This is a genomic window from Rhizobium sp. YIM 134829, from assembly GCF_046546455.1.
On sequence record NZ_JBKHKI010000004.1, the window covers coordinates 160,722 to 175,102 of the forward strand.

A 14,381-nucleotide genomic window follows, 5' to 3' on the forward strand; every position below is an offset into this window, starting at 1 on the left:
GAAACTGCAGTCTCACGCGTTTGACGCCGGCAGCCGGCCGGCTGCACCTCAGCAGCGGGCCCCAACCATCATGCAGCAGACGATCCTCCGTGTCATCGATCTCGAAACCGCCGGCAATGGTGCGACAGATGTCTGCGAGATTGGCTGGCAGGATGTGGTGCTGGGCGGGGATGGGCTGTGGCAGGTCACCGCCAACCGCGGCGCCCGCTTCGTCAATCCCGGCCGGCCGATCGCCGTCGATACGATGGCGATCCATCATATCCGCGACGAGGATGTGGTGGGCGCGCCGTTCTGGCGGGATCTGGCGCCCGAGATTCTGCGACCGGAGGGCGGCGTCACAGCCCTGGCGGCTCATCGCGCAGCCTTCGAACAGCGCTACTGCACGCCACGGCTGACCGGCGGCACGCCCTGGATCTGCACCTGGAAATGTGCGCTGCGGATCTGGCCGCAGCTGCCACGCTTCTCTAACCAGATGCTTCGCTATCTGAGGAAACCCGAGGGGCTCGATCACGAGACCGGTCTGCCCGCCCATCGCGCCATGCCGGACGCTTACGTCACCGCCCATCATTTGCGCGACATGCTGGCGCTTGCCTCGCTTGAGGATCTCTTGGCCTGGAGCCAGGAGCCGGGGCTGCTCCCGCGCGTGCCCGCCGGTCCCGAGCGCGGCAAGAGCTGGGAGGTCCTGAGCACGCCGATCCTGGAGGCCTTCCTGACCGAGCGTGACATCGACATCCGCTTCAGCGCCAGCACCGAACTGCAGCGCCGCGGCGTGCCGACGCCGCCGTTCCCCCGCAAGCCGAAGACGGAGTCCGCCCAGCGCAAGCTGTTCGAGTAGCCTGACCTTTAGCGGGCACGCAGCAGCACGGCGGCGCCGGCAAGGCCGGAGAGGACCGAGCCCAGGATGACGCCGAGCTTCACCTCGTCCTGCAGGTGGACGGAGGTGGGGAAGGCGAGCAGGCCGATGAACAGGCTCATGGTGAAGCCGATGCCGCAAAGCAGCGAGACGCCATAGGCCTGACGCCAGGACGCCTTCTCCGGCAGCTGCGCCCAGCCGCTGCGCACGGCGAGCACCAGCATGCCGAAGACACCCAGCTGCTTGCCCAGAAACAGCCCGGCAGCGATGCCGAGCGGGACCGGATCGAGCAGCGAGGCAAAGGAGAATCCGGCAAAGGAGACGCCCGCATTGGCGAAGCCGAAGATCGGCACGATCAGGAAGGCGACCCAGGGCTGGATCGCATGTTCGAGCTTGAAGAGCGGCGATAGCCCGGGCTTGCGGATCTCGAGCGGAATGGTCAGCGCCAGGATGACGCCGGCCAGCGTCGCATGCACGCCGGAGCGCAACACCAGCACCCAGAGCACAAGGCCGAGTACCAGATAGGGGGCGAGCCGCATGACGCCGGCGCGGTTGAACGCCACCAGCAGCAGGATCACCAGGCCTGCGCCGCCCAGCGCGAAGAGATCGAGGCCGGCCGTGTAGAACAATGCGATGATCACGACGGCGCCGAGATCGTCGATGATGGCGAGCGCTGCGAGGAACACCTTCAGCGACGCCGGCACGCGTGGGCCGAGCAGTGACAGAACGCCGAGCGCGAAGGCGATGTCGGTGGCAGCCGGGATGGCCCAGCCGCGCAGCGTCTCTGGTCCGCCGAGATTGATCAGGACGTAGAAGAGGGCGGGCGCCGCCATGCCGCCGAGCGCGGCGAGGCCTGGGAGAACCCTCTGGTCCCAGCGTGACAGCTGCCCGTCTACCACCTCGCGCTTGATCTCCAGCCCGACCAGCAGGAAGAAGACCGCCATCAGCGCATCATTGATCCAGTGGAGCAGGCTGAGCCCGGCGATCTCCCGGTGAAGCGCGTGGTCATAGGCTTCGAAGAGCGGCGAATTGGCGACGACGAGCGCAAGGGCGGCCGCGCCCATCAGGACCAGGCCGGCCGCGGCTTCGTGGGCAATGAAACGGCGAAGAAAGCCGCCGGAATTTCGCATCTGGGGTGCCGACACAGGATCATCCTTCCGTGGTGAGCGGTTGCACAATCTCCGTCGGTTCAGGGGAAGACCCAAGGCGCACGCAGCACACGCCCATGGCGGATTTTCTAGCACGACCGACCCTGCAAGGCCAGTCTAATCGGACGGAAGGTTCGGGCGGTATAGCGGTAAAGGGTGGTTCAAGCGTAAGTTCTGCCGCTCGCGTTGCGGCGCAGAGGATGAGGGAGAGGAGACCATATGGGGGAGAGGATCATGCCGGATCGCGCGCTGGGTGTCGCGCTGATCGGGACTGGGTTTATGGGCAAGTGCCATGCGCTTGCCTGGCGCACTGTATCGGCCGTCTTCGGCGGCGCCCATCCGCGGCTGGAGATCCTGGCGGATGTGTCTGAGGAGAGCGCAGGGCGTTTCGCCGGTCAGTTCGGCTTCGCCCGCGCGACCGCGGATTGGCAGGCGGCGGTGACCGATCCCGTGGTCGATGTCGTGTCGATCACCGCCCCGAACGGACTTCACCGGCCGATGGCGGAGGCTGCGCTTCTCGCCGGCAAGCATGTCTGGCTCGAAAAGCCGATGGCCCTGACCCTCGAGGATGCCGAGGCCATGGCAGCGCTCGCCGCGGCGCATCCCGGCCAGGTGACGATGCTCGGCTACAATTATCTGCGCAGTCCCGCCTTTCAGGCAGCTCTGGCCATGGTCCGCCGGGGAGAGATCGGCCGGCTGCTCGCCTTTCGCGGCGTCTATGACGAGGATTACTCGGCCGATCCAGGCCTGCCCTGGTCCTGGCGCATGACGCATCGGGAGGGTGGCCTCGGGGCGCTCGGCGATCTTGGCTGCCATCTCGTCAGCCAGATGCTGGCGCTGATGGGTCCGGTGCGGGCTTTGACGGCGCAAACCCAGATCGCCATGCCGGAGCGTCCGTCCCCTGAGGGGATGAAGCGGGTCGAAAACGAGGACAGCGCCCTGGCGCTGCTTACCTTCGCCTCCGGCGCGCAGGGCTCCTTCGCCACGTCCCGCGTCGCCCGCGGCCGCAAATGCCGGCTGCAGTGGGAACTGCATGGCGCGGAAGGGACGATCGTCTTCGACCAGGAAAACATGAACGAGCTCCTCGTCCACCGCGCCGGCGAGGCAGGCTTCGTGCGTCATCTCACCGGACCGGACCAGCCGGATTTCGCCGCCTTCTGCCCGGCGCCGGGTCACAATTTCGGCTTCAACGAACAGAAGGTCATCGAGGCGCGCGACCTGCTGGCCGCCATTGCCGGCGGGCCGAATGTCGGGCCGGACTTTGCCAAGGGGCTGGAGATCGAGCGGATCATCCACGCCATGGCACGCTCCAACGGGCAGCGGATGGTGTTGATGGACGAGGAAGGCTGACAGATCTGGTCAGCGAAAACGGCGCGCGGGGGGAGACCCCAGGCGCGCCGTCTTTGTCAGTCGCGCGGTCAGGAAATGCGGCCGAGCCGGTGGTAGAAGTTCGAATATTTGATCGACTCCGGCTTATCCTTGACGACCTGCAGGTAATGGGCGACCGCGACGCGGATCAGCTCGAAATCCTGCTGGGAGAAGACGGCGCGGGAGCGCTCCGGCTGGGCGGGGTGGGTGGTCTGCATCGGGTCGGACATGGTTTCTCTCCTTGAAGAACGGGGCGGCCAGCGGCGACGCCTTGGGTGAAGGGGTGGTTCGCCACGGCTCAGGCGGCGAACTGGTTCATGGTGTTGTGGGCGCCGCCGGCCTTCAGCGCGGCTTCGCCGGCAAAATAATCCTTGTGGTCGTCGCCGATATCCGAGCCCGCCATGGCCTGGTGCCTGACGCAGGCGATCCCCTCGCGGATCTCCGTCCTCTGTACCTTGGCGACATAGCCGAGCATGCCTTCGGGCCCGAAATAGTCTTTAGACAGCGCGTCCGTGGAGAGCGCCGCCGTGTGGTAGGTCGGCAGGGTGATCAGGTGGTGGAAGATCCCGGCCCGGGCCGAGGCCTCGCGCTGGAAGGCGCGGATGCGCGCATCCGCCTCCCGGCCGAGCGCGGTCCCGTCATAGTGCTCGCTCATCAACTGCGCGCGGTTGAGGCCCGTCAGGTCGCGCCCCTCGGCCTGCCAGTCGTCGAAGACCTGCTGGCGGAAATTGAGCGTCCAGTTGAAGGAGGGCGAGTTGTTGTAGACGAGCTTCGCCTCGGGGCGCACAGCGCGGATCCGGTCCATCATGCCGGCGATCTGGGCGATATGCGGCTTCTCCGTCTCGATCCAGAGCAGGTCGGCGCCATTGTCGAGCGCGTGGATGCAGTCGAGCACGCAGCGGTCTTCCCCGGTTCCCGGGCGGAACTGGAAGAGGTTGGAGCGCAGCCGCTTCGGCCGCATCAGCCGACCGCCCTGGGTGAGCAGCACATCGCCGCTCTCGACTGGAAGTCCGGTCATGTCCTCGCAATCGAGGAAGCTGTTGTATTGATCGCCGATATCGCCGGGCGCTGCGCTGTAGGCGATCTGCTTGGTCAGGCCGGCGCCGAGCGAATCGGTCCGAGCGACGATGATGCCGTCATCGATGCCGAGTTCGAGAAAGGCGTAGCGGCAGGCGCGGATCTTGGCGATGAACTCCTCATGCGGAATCGTCACCTTGCCGTCCTGATGGCCGCACTGCTTCTCGTCGGAGACCTGGTTCTCGATCTGCAGCGCGCAGGCGCCGGCCTCGATCATCTTTCTGGCGAGCAGATAGGTCGCTTCCGCATTGCCGAAGCCGGCGTCGATATCGGCGATGATCGGCACGACATGCGTCTGATGCGTGTCGACCGCATGGATCAGCTGCCGCTCGCGGGCGAGGTCGCCGGCGGCGCGCGCCGCATCGATCTCGCGGAACAACGCGCCGAGCTCGCGTGCATCGGCCTGACGCAGGAAGGTGTAAAGCTCGGCGACCAAAGCCGGAACGCTGGTCTTCTCATGCATGGACTGGTCGGGCAGGGGGCCGAATTGCGAGCGGAGTGCGGCGACCATCCAGCCGGAGAGATAGAGATAGCGCCGCTCGGTCGTGCCGAAATGCTTCTTGATCGAAATGAGCTTCTGCTGGGCGATGAAGCCGTGCCAGCAGCCGAGCGACTGGGTGTAGTGAGCCGGATCGCGATCATAGGCCGCCATGTCCCGCCGCATGATCGGCGCGGTATAGCGGGCAATGTCGAGGCCGGTCGGGAAGCGGTTCTGCAGGCGCATGCGGGCCACGGCCTCGGCCGTCATTCCGGTCCAGGTGCTGGAGCGGGCAATCAGCTGCTCGGCTTCGCGGAGGGCGGCGGTATAGGACATGGCAATCTCCTTTTCGTCCTGTCTGCGGATGGGAGGAGGCTAGACGAGCGCCTCGCCATCGAGCAGAGGGATTGCTGTCATCCTGTCAAACTTTACAAGCTTGCGCTGTAATGCTGTAAATAGCTGTATGGATAAGCAGGGCGTCTATCTCGGGCCGCGGCTTCGCCGGCTGCGCAAGGATCTGGGCCTCACCCAGGCAAACATGGCCTCGGACCTCGAGGTCTCGCCCTCCTATATTGCCCTGATGGAGGGCAACCAGCGGCCGGTGACGGCGGAGATCCTGCTGCGCCTGGCGCGCACCTACAAGCTGGACATGGCAAGCCTTGCCGATGACAGCCTGCCGGACCTCGTCGCCCGGCTGCAGGCGGCGCTAAAGGATCCGCTCTTCGCCGATATCGACATTGCGCCGCTGGAAGCCGCCGACGTGCTGACCAGCTTTCCGGGGTTCGGCGAGGCGCTGCTTCGCCTGCACACGGCGTACAGGGAGGGGCAATTTGCGCTGGCCGACCGACGTCAGGCGGCGGCGGAGGGCGGTGGTGAAGACCTCGCCGATCCGGTGGCCGCCGTGCGCAGCTTCCTTGCCGCCCGGCACAATTGCTTCCCCGCGCTCGACAGTGCGGCAGAGCGGCTGGCCGGCGTGGTGGCGGAGGCAGGCGGTCTCGTCGCCTATCTCTCAAGCCGCCATGCTTTGCGCGTCCGGCGCCTGCCGGCCTCCGTCATGATCGGCTCCAAGCGCCGGCTCGACCGCCATCGGCGTGAAGTGCTTCTGGAAGAGACGCTCGATGGCGCGAGCCAGGCCTTCCAGCTCGCCCAGCAGATCGCCTATCTCGAGATGGACGAGGAAATCGACCGGCTGGTGCGGGAGGCGGTGCTGCCGACCGAAAGCGGCCGGCGCCTCGCTCACCGCGCACTGGCCGGCTTCTTCGCGGCCGCCGTCCTGATGCCCTACACGGCCTTCTCTCGCGCGGTGGAAGCGCGGCGTTACGATATCGAGGCGCTGTCGCGCCAGTTCTCGACCAGTTTCGAACAGACGGCGCATCGGCTGACGACGCTGCAAAAGCCGGGGCAGGAGCGCATCCCCTTCTTCTTCATCCGGGTGGATGCGGCCGGCAATGTCTCGAAGCGGCTCGATAGCGCCGGCTTCCCCTTCGCCCGCCATGGCGGCGGCTGTCCGCTCTGGAGCCTGCATCAGGTCTTCTCCACGCCGCGCCGGCTCGTCACCCAATGGCTGGAGCTGCCCGATGGGCAGCGCTTCTTCTCCATCGCCCGCACGGTCAGCGCCGGCGGTGGCGCCTATGGCGTGGCGACGGTGGAGCGTGCCGTGGCGCTGGTCTGCGAAGGCAGCCAGGCGGAGCGGCTCGTCTATCACCAGCCCGGCCAGCCGGTCGTCCCCACCCCGATCGGCATCAGCTGTCGCCTCTGCCAGCGCGAACACTGCACCGCGCGCTCGCAGCCGCCGATCGGCCGGCAGATCCTGCCAGACCACTATCGCCAGACCGAAGCCCCCTTCGGCTTTTCCGACTGATCGAAGGCATCGGTCAGCGAGTTCAACCGTCCCGCCTTGGCGCAGGGACTGGGCGATCAAACCTTCGTCATTCACGAAGCCGTCACTTTGGACACCAAGCATTAACCAAATTCTCCGTAGATCAAGGCAGTGAGAGAATCGCCATTGACGACAGGAGCGCGCATCATGACGGCACCCCATGCGGAGACGATCGTCGCCTTTCCGTTTGCGGGACGCCGCGCCGCCGTCCGAAAGGCGGCTGCGGAGCTTGAAGGCGTGCATGGCGAGGAAGCCGTCATCCATTGGCGGGCCGCCTGCCGTGCGATTGCCAGGGAACTGCGCGGACTTGGCTGCGAAGAGCACGACATCCACGTTCAGGTTATGGATTTCCAGGCGGAAGTGCAGCTCGAAATGATGCGCCGCTATCTCGACCGCCGGGACGATGCCGACGCCTTCGCCGAACGCAACAGCCTCTAGACCTGTTCGACCCGATCGACATCGGGCGAAGACGCCGTCTGGCCTCGCTCCCGAGAAACGCTAGACAGAGCCGGGCGCGCTGCCGAAGGAAAAGTCCCGCACCGCCTCCCATGGCCCGCCGCGATAGCGCCAGAGCTTGATGCCGGTGAGCAGGAAGGGCGGCGGCAGCGGCGCGGCGCTCAGCTCCGCCTCCAAGGCTCGCGCCACAGCCGTTTCCACCTTGTTCTGCACCGTGATATGCGGCCGGAAGCCTTGGCGATCCTGCGCGCTCAGCAGGGGCGACAAGGCATCGACCAGGCGACGATGGCACTGCTGCAGCTCCGGAGAGGCAAGCGCATAGGCCACACCCCGCCCGAGAAACCGGATGCCCTCCACCCTGACCTGCGGCGGCAGGATTGCTGTCGCCTCCGCCGCGAGCGCCTGCTCGACCGCCTCCTGCTCCACGCCTGGAAGCGCGTGGAAGAGGGTGATGTGCGCGGCGAGATAGTTGCGCGAGGGCGGAAAATGCGCGGTGCGCAGCGCGGTGAAATGCGCTTGCGCCGCCGCTTCCATCTCCGCCGTGACGATCAATGGCGCGCTGTCTGTCGGATCCATTCTTTTCCCCCGTCTCGTGAACAGGATGCTTACGCTGGTATCCGGCAAATCGATGCCTGGCCGGTGCGATTTTCGCTTGCACCTCTAGTGGCTAGAGGTTCTAGAGCTGACAGATCAGCAAGCATGGGAGCCGGCGATGACCTCGACCACGGAAAGCCGCTATCGCGTCAGCGGAATGGATTGCGCCGGCTGCGCGGCGAAGATCGACCGCGCGGTGCGCCGGATCGAGGGGGTGAGCGACGTCTCCGTTTCGCCCACGGTCGGTACGATGGTGGTCCGTCACGCCGGGCCGCTCGATGCTGCCGTGCTGGAGCGAAAGGTGAAGAGCCTCGGCTATGGCCTGACACCGGCTCCACGGGGCTCGGCAGAACCTTCCCGCGCAGAGGAGGGAGAGACGGTTGCCCATGCCCATGGTCCGCATGATGGGCATGACCATGCCCACGACCATGACCATGACCATGACCATGACCATGAGCATGCAACCTCCTCGCAAAAGACGCCGGTCGTGGCCGGTCTCCATGGCCATGATCATAGCATCGGCGAAGGGCCATGGTGGGGGTCGCGCAAGGGCCGGCTGACACTCGGGGCCGGTGCCGCGCTGCTGCTCGCCTATGGTCTCGGACAGCTATTTCCCGAGACAGCCTCCGTCTTTTTCCTGGCAGCACTTCTGGTCGGGCTCGGTCCGGTTGCACTGCGGGCCTTCGCAGCGGCGCGGGCCGGCACGCCCTTCTCCATCGAAATGCTGATGACGATCGCGGCCGTCGGGGCGGTGGTCATTGATGCCGGCGAGGAAGCCGCCACCGTCGTCTTGCTTTTCCTCGTCGGGGAATTGCTGGAAGGGGTCGCAGCACAACGTGCCCGGCGCGGGATCGAGGCGCTCTCGGCGCTCGTGCCGAAGACGGCTCTTCTGGAGACCGATGGCGCCACTCGCAGCGTGCCGGCCGAGACGTTGCAGGCCGGCGATCGGGTGCTGGTGCGTCCCGGCGATCGCCTGCCGGCGGATGGCGAGATCGTCAGCGGCGAAAGCCAGATCGACGAGGCGTCCATGACCGGAGAGAGCGTGCCGGTCTTCAAGGGCGTCGGCGCTGCCGTCTTTGCCGGAACGGTGAATGGCGATGGAACGCTCAAGGTGCGCGTCACTGCGACGGCAGCGGACAATATGATCGCCCGCATCGTCCGGCTGGTTGAGGAGGCGCAGGAGGCAAAGGCACCGACGCAGCGCTTCATCGATCGTTTCTCCAATGTTTACACGCCGCTGGTGGTGCTGGTGGCGCTGCTGACGGCCGTGCTGCCGCCACTCTTGATGGGTGGCGATTGGGGGGGCTGGTTCTACAAGGGGCTTGCCATCCTCCTGATCGGCTGCCCCTGCGCGCTGGTCATTTCGGTGCCGGCGGCAATCGCGTCTGCGCTCTCGGCCGGCGCGCGCCGGGGTATGCTGGTCAAGGGCGGCACGGTTCTGGAGACGCTGGCCAAGGTTGAGGTGATCGCCTTCGACAAGACAGGCACGCTGACTGCCGGTCGACCGGTCGTCACCGACATCTTGTCCTTCGGCGCCCCGGAAGCCGAGATCCTGCGCTTGGCGGCCGCGCTCGAGACCGGCTCCAGCCATCCGCTGGCAGCGGCGATCCTCACGCGGGCGAACGACGCCGGGATCGTTCCGCCGGCGGTCGAGGGAGGCGCAGCACTCGGCGGCAAGGGCGTGAGCGGAAATGTCGAGGGCAGGTCACTGTTGCTTGCCTCGCCGAAGACCATTTCCGCCGAAATGCCGCTTGGCGGCGAGATCGAGGCGCAGATTGCCGTGTTGAACGAGGCTGGCAAGACGGTTTCGATTCTCGCAGTCGACGGCCGGCCGGTGGGCGCCCTGGCCATGCGCGACGATCCACGCCCGGATGCGCGCACCGCACTTGCGGCGCTGAAGCAGCGCGGAGTCGAAACGCTGATGCTGACCGGTGACAACGCGCGCGTCGCCGCCGCCGTCGGCGCCGATCTCGGCATTGCGGTACGGGCGGACCTGCTCCCGGCAGACAAGCAGCGCATCGTCCTCGACCTGAAGGCTCAGGGGCGGCGCGTCGCCAAGGTCGGGGACGGGATCAATGATGCCCCGGCGCTTGCCGCGGCCGATGTCGGTATCGCGATCGGCGGCGGTGCCGATGTCGCGCTCGAAACGGCGGATGCGGCGCTGCTGCAGGCGCGGGTCGGCGACGTGCCGGCGCTCATCGACCTGTCGCGACGGGCCATGGCCAATATCCGCCAGAACATTGCCGTTGCCCTCGGCTTGAAGGCGGTGTTCCTTGTCACGACGTTGGTCGGCCTCACAGGTCTTTGGCCGGCCATCCTCGCTGATACCGGCGCCACCGTGCTGGTGACGATGAATGCGTTGCGGCTGCTCAAAAGCTGAGGCGTGAAACGCAGTGCGCCCGACATGTCTGCCGGGCGCACTGCACCGCGATGCGGAGGGCGGATCAACGCATACGCAGGTCTCTGCTCAGGCGAAGCGCCTACTTGCCTTCGTCGAGCCGGTCGATTGCCTTGACATTGTCGGCTGAGGCGCCGTTCGGATCGAAATCCGAGGCGAGCCAGGTGTCGACGATGGCCTTGGCGAGTTCCGGGCCGATGACGCGGGCGCCCATGGTGATGATTTGGGCGTTGTTGGACTTGGCGGCGCGCTCGGCGGAATAGGTGTCATGCGTCAGCGCGGCGCGGATGCCCGGCACCTTGTTGGCCGAGATCGAAACGCCGATCCCGGTGCCGCAGAAGAGGATGCCGCGCTCGTTCTCGCCCTTGACGATCGACTGGGCGAGACCCTGCGACAGGTCGGCATAAAATCCCTGCTGGCTGAGGTCGGTGACTTCCACCCCTTCCTTGGTCGCCAGATGCTTGGCGATGACATCGAGAAGCGGCTTGCCGGCGCTGTCGGCTCCGATGGCGATTTTCATGGGCTTTCTCCCTTGGTTGACGGCTTTTTGGTTGATGATGCGGGTCAAACGGCCGCGGCGACGCGGGCGAGAATGTCGAGATAGCCGGACGCGGCCCAGGCCGAGCGGCCGATGAACAGCCCGTCAATATGCGGCTTGGTGATGAGCTCCACACAATTGCCGGGATTGACGCTGCCGCCGTAAAGCACCGGCACGTCAGTGCCGAGGCAGGCGCGGGCGGTCTCGGCGATCCGCGCATGACGCTCGTCGGCATAGTCGGACGAGGCGGGAATGCCGTTGACGCCGATTGCCCAGACAGGTTCGTAGGCGAGCAGCACCGGACGGTCTTTCGCCTCGCCGTCGAGCCGTGCGAGCGCGCCTTCCACCTGGCGCTTCAGGACTGCATCCGCCTGGCCGGCCTCGCGTTCGGCAAGCGTCTCGCCGATGCAGATCAGCGGCGTCAGGCCGTGGCGCACAGCGCTCTCGACCTTGAGCCCCACCGTCTCGTCGGTTTCGCCGAAATGCTCGCGCCGTTCGCTATGGCCGAGCTCGACGAGATCAAGCCCCGCATCCGTGAGCATGGGCGCGGAAATCTCGCCCGTCCAGGCGCCGGCCTCGTCCCAATGCATGTTCTGTGCGCCAACCTTGACGCTGGTATCCTTCAGCCGCGCCTTGACCTCGCGCACGGCGGTGAAGGGTGGGATGACGAAGCGCTGGATGCGCGGATCGCGCGCCGCATCCGCCGTCGCCAAAGCCTCGGCAAAGTCGAGCGCCTCGGCCAGCGTCTTGTTCATCTTGAAACTCGTGCCGACCCACAGCCCGGTCTTCGTCGTCATTGACGGCTTCCCTCTTCCACAGTGATGACCGGTATGCCGGCCGTTTTCAGCGCCGCCTGATCGGCAGCGGCAAGCTCCGCCCCGGTGATGACCGCGGTGAACGCGTCGAGCCCGGTCAAGAAATGCAGGGCAGACCGACCGAATTTCGCATGGTCCACCATCAGATAGCTTCGACCGGCAGCCCGCATCATCTGGCGCTTGGTCTTCACCACCTCCTGGTCCTGGTGGTAGGCGGCGTCGCCCTGGATGGCCGAGCTCGACAGGAAGGCGATATCGCCTTTGAGCGACCCCAGCGTCTCCTCGGTCAGAATGCCGAAGAAGCCGTTGAACTTGCGGCTGTACTGGCCTCCGAGCGCGATGACGTCGATGCCGGCGATCGGCGCCAATCGGGCGATCACACCAAGATTGTTGGTGATCACCGTCAGCGGCCGGATATCCTTCAGATGCTCGGCAATGCCGCCGGCGGTCGATCCGTCGTCGACGAAGATGATCTGCCCCGGCTCCACCAGGCTTGCCGCCCGCGCCGCCAGGCGCCGTTTCTCCTCAACCGCGATCTTCTCGCGATAGCGAAAATCGCTTTCGAACTGCGGGCTCGACTGAATGGAGGCGCCACCATGCACCTTGCGCAGCAGGCCCGCCTGTTCGAGCTCGTCGAGGTCGCGATGCACCGTCATCTTGCTAACGCCGAAGCGCGCCGCCAAATCCTCGACCGACGCCGAGCCCTGGTCCATCAGAATGTCCATGATCCTCTGCCGACGCTCGTCCGGTCGCATTCCGGCCTCCTCCCTTACCAACCTATGTAAACCATCACTTAGACAAGTGCAACATTCCTGGTGAGATTTTGTGATAATTTCGTGTGATTTTGGCAAGCCTTTTGTCGCGTCGCACGCGTTGCGGGCGCGCCTTTGACATGTCATGAGAAGGCGAGGGGAGACGGCGGTCATCCGTAATCTCCGAGAGGCGCGGCCACGGCTGCCAGGCAAGGAGAGAGGCCATGACCAAGACCGATATTGCGCGCCGGGTCCATGACAATGCCTGGAAGCTCGATCCGATCGTGCGCAGCCTGCTCGATACGGATTTCTACAAGCTCCTGATGCTTCAGATGATCTGGAAGATGTATCCGACCGTGGATGCGACCTTCTCGCTCATCAACCGTACCAAGAGCGTGCTCCTGACCGAGGAGATCGACGAACAGGAACTGCGCGAGCAGCTCGACTATGTGCGCACCGTGCGCTTTACCAAGAAGGAGATGATCTGGCTTGCCGGTAACACCTTCTACGGCAAAAAGCAGATCTTCTCGCCGGACTTCCTCGCCTGGCTCGCCGATTTCCAGCTGCCCGATTACGAGCTGTCGCGCCGCAACGGACAGTATGAGCTGACCTTTCCCGGCAAGTGGACGCATACGAGCATGTGGGAGATTCCCGCGCTCGCCATCGTCAATGAACTTCGCTCCCGCACGGCGATGAAGGGCATGGGGCCCTTCGCGCTCGATGTGCTCTATGCCCGGGCCAAGGCCAAGATGTGGACCAAGGTCGAGCAGCTCCGCCAATATCCCGAACTGCGCATTTCCGATTTCGGCACGCGGCGGCGCCATTCCTTCCTCTGGCAGCGCTGGTGCGTCGAGGCGCTGAAGGAGGGTATTGGCCAATCCTTCACCGGGACCAGCAACGTGCTTCTCGCCATGGATACGGATCTCGAAGCGCTCGGCACCAATGCCCATGAGCTGCCGATGGTCGCCGCGGCGTTGGCGAGAACGGACGAGGAGCTCGCCCAGGCGCCTTACAAGGTGCTGCAGGACTGGAACCGGCTTTATGGCGGCAATCTGCTGATCGTCCTGCCGGATGCCTTCGGCACCGCCGCCTTCCTGCGCCATGCGCCGGACTGGGTGGCCGACTGGACCGGCTTCCGGCCCGACAGCGCGCCGCCGATCGAAGGCGGGGAAAAGATCATTGCCTGGTGGAAGTCCAAGGGCCGCGATCCGTCCGAGAAGCTGCTGATCTTTTCCGACGGGCTCGACGTCGACATGATCATCCGCACCTATCGCCACTTCGAAGGACGGGTGCGCATGAGCTTCGGCTGGGGCACGAACCTCACCAATGATTTCGCCGGCTGCGCGCCGACCGAGGTCAGCGGCCTCAACCCGATCTCCGTCGTCTGCAAGGTGGCGGATGCCAATGGGCGCCCGGCAGTCAAGCTTTCCGACAATCCGCGCAAGGCGACCGGCGAGCCATCCGAGGTGGAACGCTATCTGAAGTTCTTCGGAACGGAGGATTTCCACGAGCTGGTCGTGAAGGTCTGACCGGCCTCCGCCGTAAAAAAACCCAGCCGGGGGAGGTCGCCCGGCCGGGTCTGGTCTGCGTCAGGGAGGGCGCAGGGGTTCGGCGGGGGAGGGCTCCGCCGAAGGTTCAGTAGCAGGCGGCGCAAGCGCCGGAATTGCCGACGGCCAGCGGATGCACCATGGCGAGCAGCCGGCGCTTCGGTGCGGCCAGCAGGCGCGTGGCATGCTGGCGGGCGCCATCGGCGGCAGGCGGGGTCGGCTGGCGTAGCGCATTGGCCGCCGACAGCATCAGCATCTTGAACTCAGACGTCGTCACCTTGTCGGCGCGCATCACGGCGCGGATCATCGGATCGGCCAAGGCCTCCGACAGGGTCAGGTCGTCATTGGCGAAGCTGTATTCGGCGTTCGTCTTCATCGTGGCCTGGTTCATGGCCGTTTCCTTCGTCTCATACCGGTCAAGCTCCGTACGGTGGCGTGAGCTTGACGTTCCGTCTCATGCATGTTACCGCTTAGTAAC

14 protein-coding genes are annotated in these 14,381 nt (G+C 65.6%); 6 read left to right on the forward strand and 8 right to left on the reverse strand.

Going from position 1 to position 14,381, the window contains the following annotated elements; translation table 11 throughout:
* Window positions 1-70: 70 nt before the first annotated feature.
* Window positions 71-835, forward strand: a complete 765-nt coding sequence (locus ACLE20_RS09615; RefSeq protein WP_410940052.1) for a DNA polymerase III subunit epsilon — start codon at window positions 71-73, stop codon at window positions 833-835.
* An 8-nt stretch (window positions 836-843) separates the two neighbouring features.
* Here ACLE20_RS09615 and nhaA read toward each other — a convergent pair whose 3' ends face one another.
* Window positions 844-1,983 (reverse strand): Na+/H+ antiporter NhaA, encoded by a 1,140-nt coding sequence (nhaA, locus tag ACLE20_RS09620; RefSeq protein ID WP_410940228.1) that lies wholly within the window; start codon window positions 1,981-1,983, stop codon window positions 844-846.
* A 252-nt stretch (window positions 1,984-2,235) separates the two neighbouring features.
* Here nhaA and ACLE20_RS09625 point away from each other — a divergent pair, with 252 nt between their 5' ends.
* Window positions 2,236-3,351, forward strand: coding sequence for a Gfo/Idh/MocA family protein (locus ACLE20_RS09625; protein ID WP_410940053.1), 1,116 nt, complete (start codon window positions 2,236-2,238; stop codon window positions 3,349-3,351).
* Between the two features lie 68 nt (window positions 3,352-3,419).
* Here the strand turns inward: ACLE20_RS09625 and ACLE20_RS09630 are convergent, their stop codons facing one another.
* Both ACLE20_RS09630 and ACLE20_RS09635 read right to left on the reverse strand, forming a co-directional pair.
* Entirely contained in the window at window positions 3,420-3,599 is a 180-nt protein-coding gene (locus ACLE20_RS09630; RefSeq protein ID WP_410940054.1) for a hypothetical protein, read from the reverse strand.
* A 68-nt stretch (window positions 3,600-3,667) separates the two neighbouring features.
* The gene (locus tag ACLE20_RS09635) at window positions 3,668-5,260 is read right to left on the reverse strand and encodes an isocitrate lyase (protein ID WP_410940055.1); all 1,593 of its coding nucleotides are present in this window, start codon (window positions 5,258-5,260) and stop codon (window positions 3,668-3,670) included.
* 127 nt (window positions 5,261-5,387) lie between these two features.
* Between ACLE20_RS09635 and ACLE20_RS09640 the strand changes: the two genes are divergently transcribed.
* Complete coding sequence (locus tag ACLE20_RS09640; RefSeq protein ID WP_410940056.1) at window positions 5,388-6,785, forward strand: helix-turn-helix domain-containing protein; 1,398 nt, start codon at window positions 5,388-5,390, stop codon at window positions 6,783-6,785.
* Window positions 6,786-6,950: 165 nt separating this feature from the next.
* Window positions 6,951-7,241 (forward strand): DUF6074 family protein, encoded by a 291-nt coding sequence (locus ACLE20_RS09645; protein WP_410940057.1) that lies wholly within the window; start codon window positions 6,951-6,953, stop codon window positions 7,239-7,241.
* A gap of 60 nt (window positions 7,242-7,301) precedes the next feature.
* Here the strand turns inward: ACLE20_RS09645 and ACLE20_RS09650 are convergent, their stop codons facing one another.
* Window positions 7,302-7,835, reverse strand: a complete 534-nt coding sequence (locus ACLE20_RS09650; protein WP_410940058.1) for a 2'-5' RNA ligase family protein — start codon at window positions 7,833-7,835, stop codon at window positions 7,302-7,304.
* 136 nt (window positions 7,836-7,971) lie between these two features.
* Here ACLE20_RS09650 and ACLE20_RS09655 point away from each other — a divergent pair, with 136 nt between their 5' ends.
* The gene (locus ACLE20_RS09655; protein WP_410940059.1) at window positions 7,972-10,233 is read left to right on the forward strand and encodes a heavy metal translocating P-type ATPase; all 2,262 of its coding nucleotides are present in this window, start codon (window positions 7,972-7,974) and stop codon (window positions 10,231-10,233) included.
* A 100-nt stretch (window positions 10,234-10,333) separates the two neighbouring features.
* Here the strand turns inward: ACLE20_RS09655 and ACLE20_RS09660 are convergent, their stop codons facing one another.
* The 3 genes from ACLE20_RS09660 to ACLE20_RS09670 are packed head-to-tail and all read right to left on the reverse strand — an operon-like array spanning window position 10,334 to window position 12,359.
* Window positions 10,334-10,771, reverse strand: a complete 438-nt coding sequence (locus tag ACLE20_RS09660; RefSeq protein ID WP_410940060.1) for an RpiB/LacA/LacB family sugar-phosphate isomerase — start codon at window positions 10,769-10,771, stop codon at window positions 10,334-10,336.
* 44 nt (window positions 10,772-10,815) lie between these two features.
* Window positions 10,816-11,586 carry a triose-phosphate isomerase gene (locus ACLE20_RS09665; RefSeq protein ID WP_410940061.1) on the reverse strand — a complete coding sequence of 257 codons (771 nt, stop codon included), beginning with the start codon at window positions 11,584-11,586 and terminating at the stop codon, window positions 10,816-10,818.
* On the reverse strand, window positions 11,583-12,359 hold the full coding sequence (locus tag ACLE20_RS09670; protein ID WP_410940062.1) for a DeoR/GlpR family DNA-binding transcription regulator: 777 nt from the start codon (window positions 12,357-12,359) through the stop codon (window positions 11,583-11,585). The genes ACLE20_RS09665 and ACLE20_RS09670 overlap by 4 nt, the downstream gene beginning before the upstream one ends.
* A gap of 221 nt (window positions 12,360-12,580) precedes the next feature.
* Here ACLE20_RS09670 and pncB point away from each other — a divergent pair, with 221 nt between their 5' ends.
* Window positions 12,581-13,885, forward strand: coding sequence for a nicotinate phosphoribosyltransferase (gene pncB, locus ACLE20_RS09675; protein WP_410940063.1), 1,305 nt, complete (start codon window positions 12,581-12,583; stop codon window positions 13,883-13,885).
* 106 nt (window positions 13,886-13,991) lie between these two features.
* On the opposite strand, the gene ACLE20_RS09680 is transcribed toward pncB, so the two are convergent.
* Window positions 13,992-14,294, reverse strand: coding sequence for a hypothetical protein (locus ACLE20_RS09680; protein WP_410940064.1), 303 nt, complete (start codon window positions 14,292-14,294; stop codon window positions 13,992-13,994).
* Between the last annotated feature and the right edge of the window lie 87 nt (window positions 14,295-14,381).

What these genes read in the sequence shown, in the direction of transcription:
- ACLE20_RS09680 (WP_410940064.1), bottom strand. Translation starts at nt 14,294, where the DNA reads ATGAACCAGGCCACGATGAAGACGAACGCCGAATACAGCTTCGCCAAT.
- ACLE20_RS09670 (WP_410940062.1), bottom strand. Translation starts at nt 12,359, where the DNA reads ATGCGACCGGACGAGCGTCGGCAGAGGATCATGGACATTCTGATGGAC.
- ACLE20_RS09660 (WP_410940060.1), bottom strand. Translation starts at nt 10,771, where the DNA reads ATGAAAATCGCCATCGGAGCCGACAGCGCCGGCAAGCCGCTTCTCGAT.
- ACLE20_RS09645 (WP_410940057.1), top strand. Translation starts at nt 6,951, where the DNA reads ATGACGGCACCCCATGCGGAGACGATCGTCGCCTTTCCGTTTGCGGGA.
- ACLE20_RS09650 (WP_410940058.1), bottom strand. Translation starts at nt 7,835, where the DNA reads ATGGATCCGACAGACAGCGCGCCATTGATCGTCACGGCGGAGATGGAA.
- ACLE20_RS09615 (WP_410940052.1), top strand. Translation starts at nt 71, where the DNA reads ATGCAGCAGACGATCCTCCGTGTCATCGATCTCGAAACCGCCGGCAAT.
- ACLE20_RS09655 (WP_410940059.1), top strand. Translation starts at nt 7,972, where the DNA reads ATGACCTCGACCACGGAAAGCCGCTATCGCGTCAGCGGAATGGATTGC.
- ACLE20_RS09630 (WP_410940054.1), bottom strand. Translation starts at nt 3,599, where the DNA reads ATGTCCGACCCGATGCAGACCACCCACCCCGCCCAGCCGGAGCGCTCC.
- nhaA (WP_410940228.1), bottom strand. Translation starts at nt 1,983, where the DNA reads ATGCGAAATTCCGGCGGCTTTCTTCGCCGTTTCATTGCCCACGAAGCC.
- ACLE20_RS09665 (WP_410940061.1), bottom strand. Translation starts at nt 11,586, where the DNA reads ATGACGACGAAGACCGGGCTGTGGGTCGGCACGAGTTTCAAGATGAAC.
- pncB (WP_410940063.1), top strand. Translation starts at nt 12,581, where the DNA reads ATGACCAAGACCGATATTGCGCGCCGGGTCCATGACAATGCCTGGAAG.
- ACLE20_RS09640 (WP_410940056.1), top strand. Translation starts at nt 5,388, where the DNA reads ATGGATAAGCAGGGCGTCTATCTCGGGCCGCGGCTTCGCCGGCTGCGC.
- ACLE20_RS09635 (WP_410940055.1), bottom strand. Translation starts at nt 5,260, where the DNA reads ATGTCCTATACCGCCGCCCTCCGCGAAGCCGAGCAGCTGATTGCCCGC.
- ACLE20_RS09625 (WP_410940053.1), top strand. Translation starts at nt 2,236, where the DNA reads ATGCCGGATCGCGCGCTGGGTGTCGCGCTGATCGGGACTGGGTTTATG.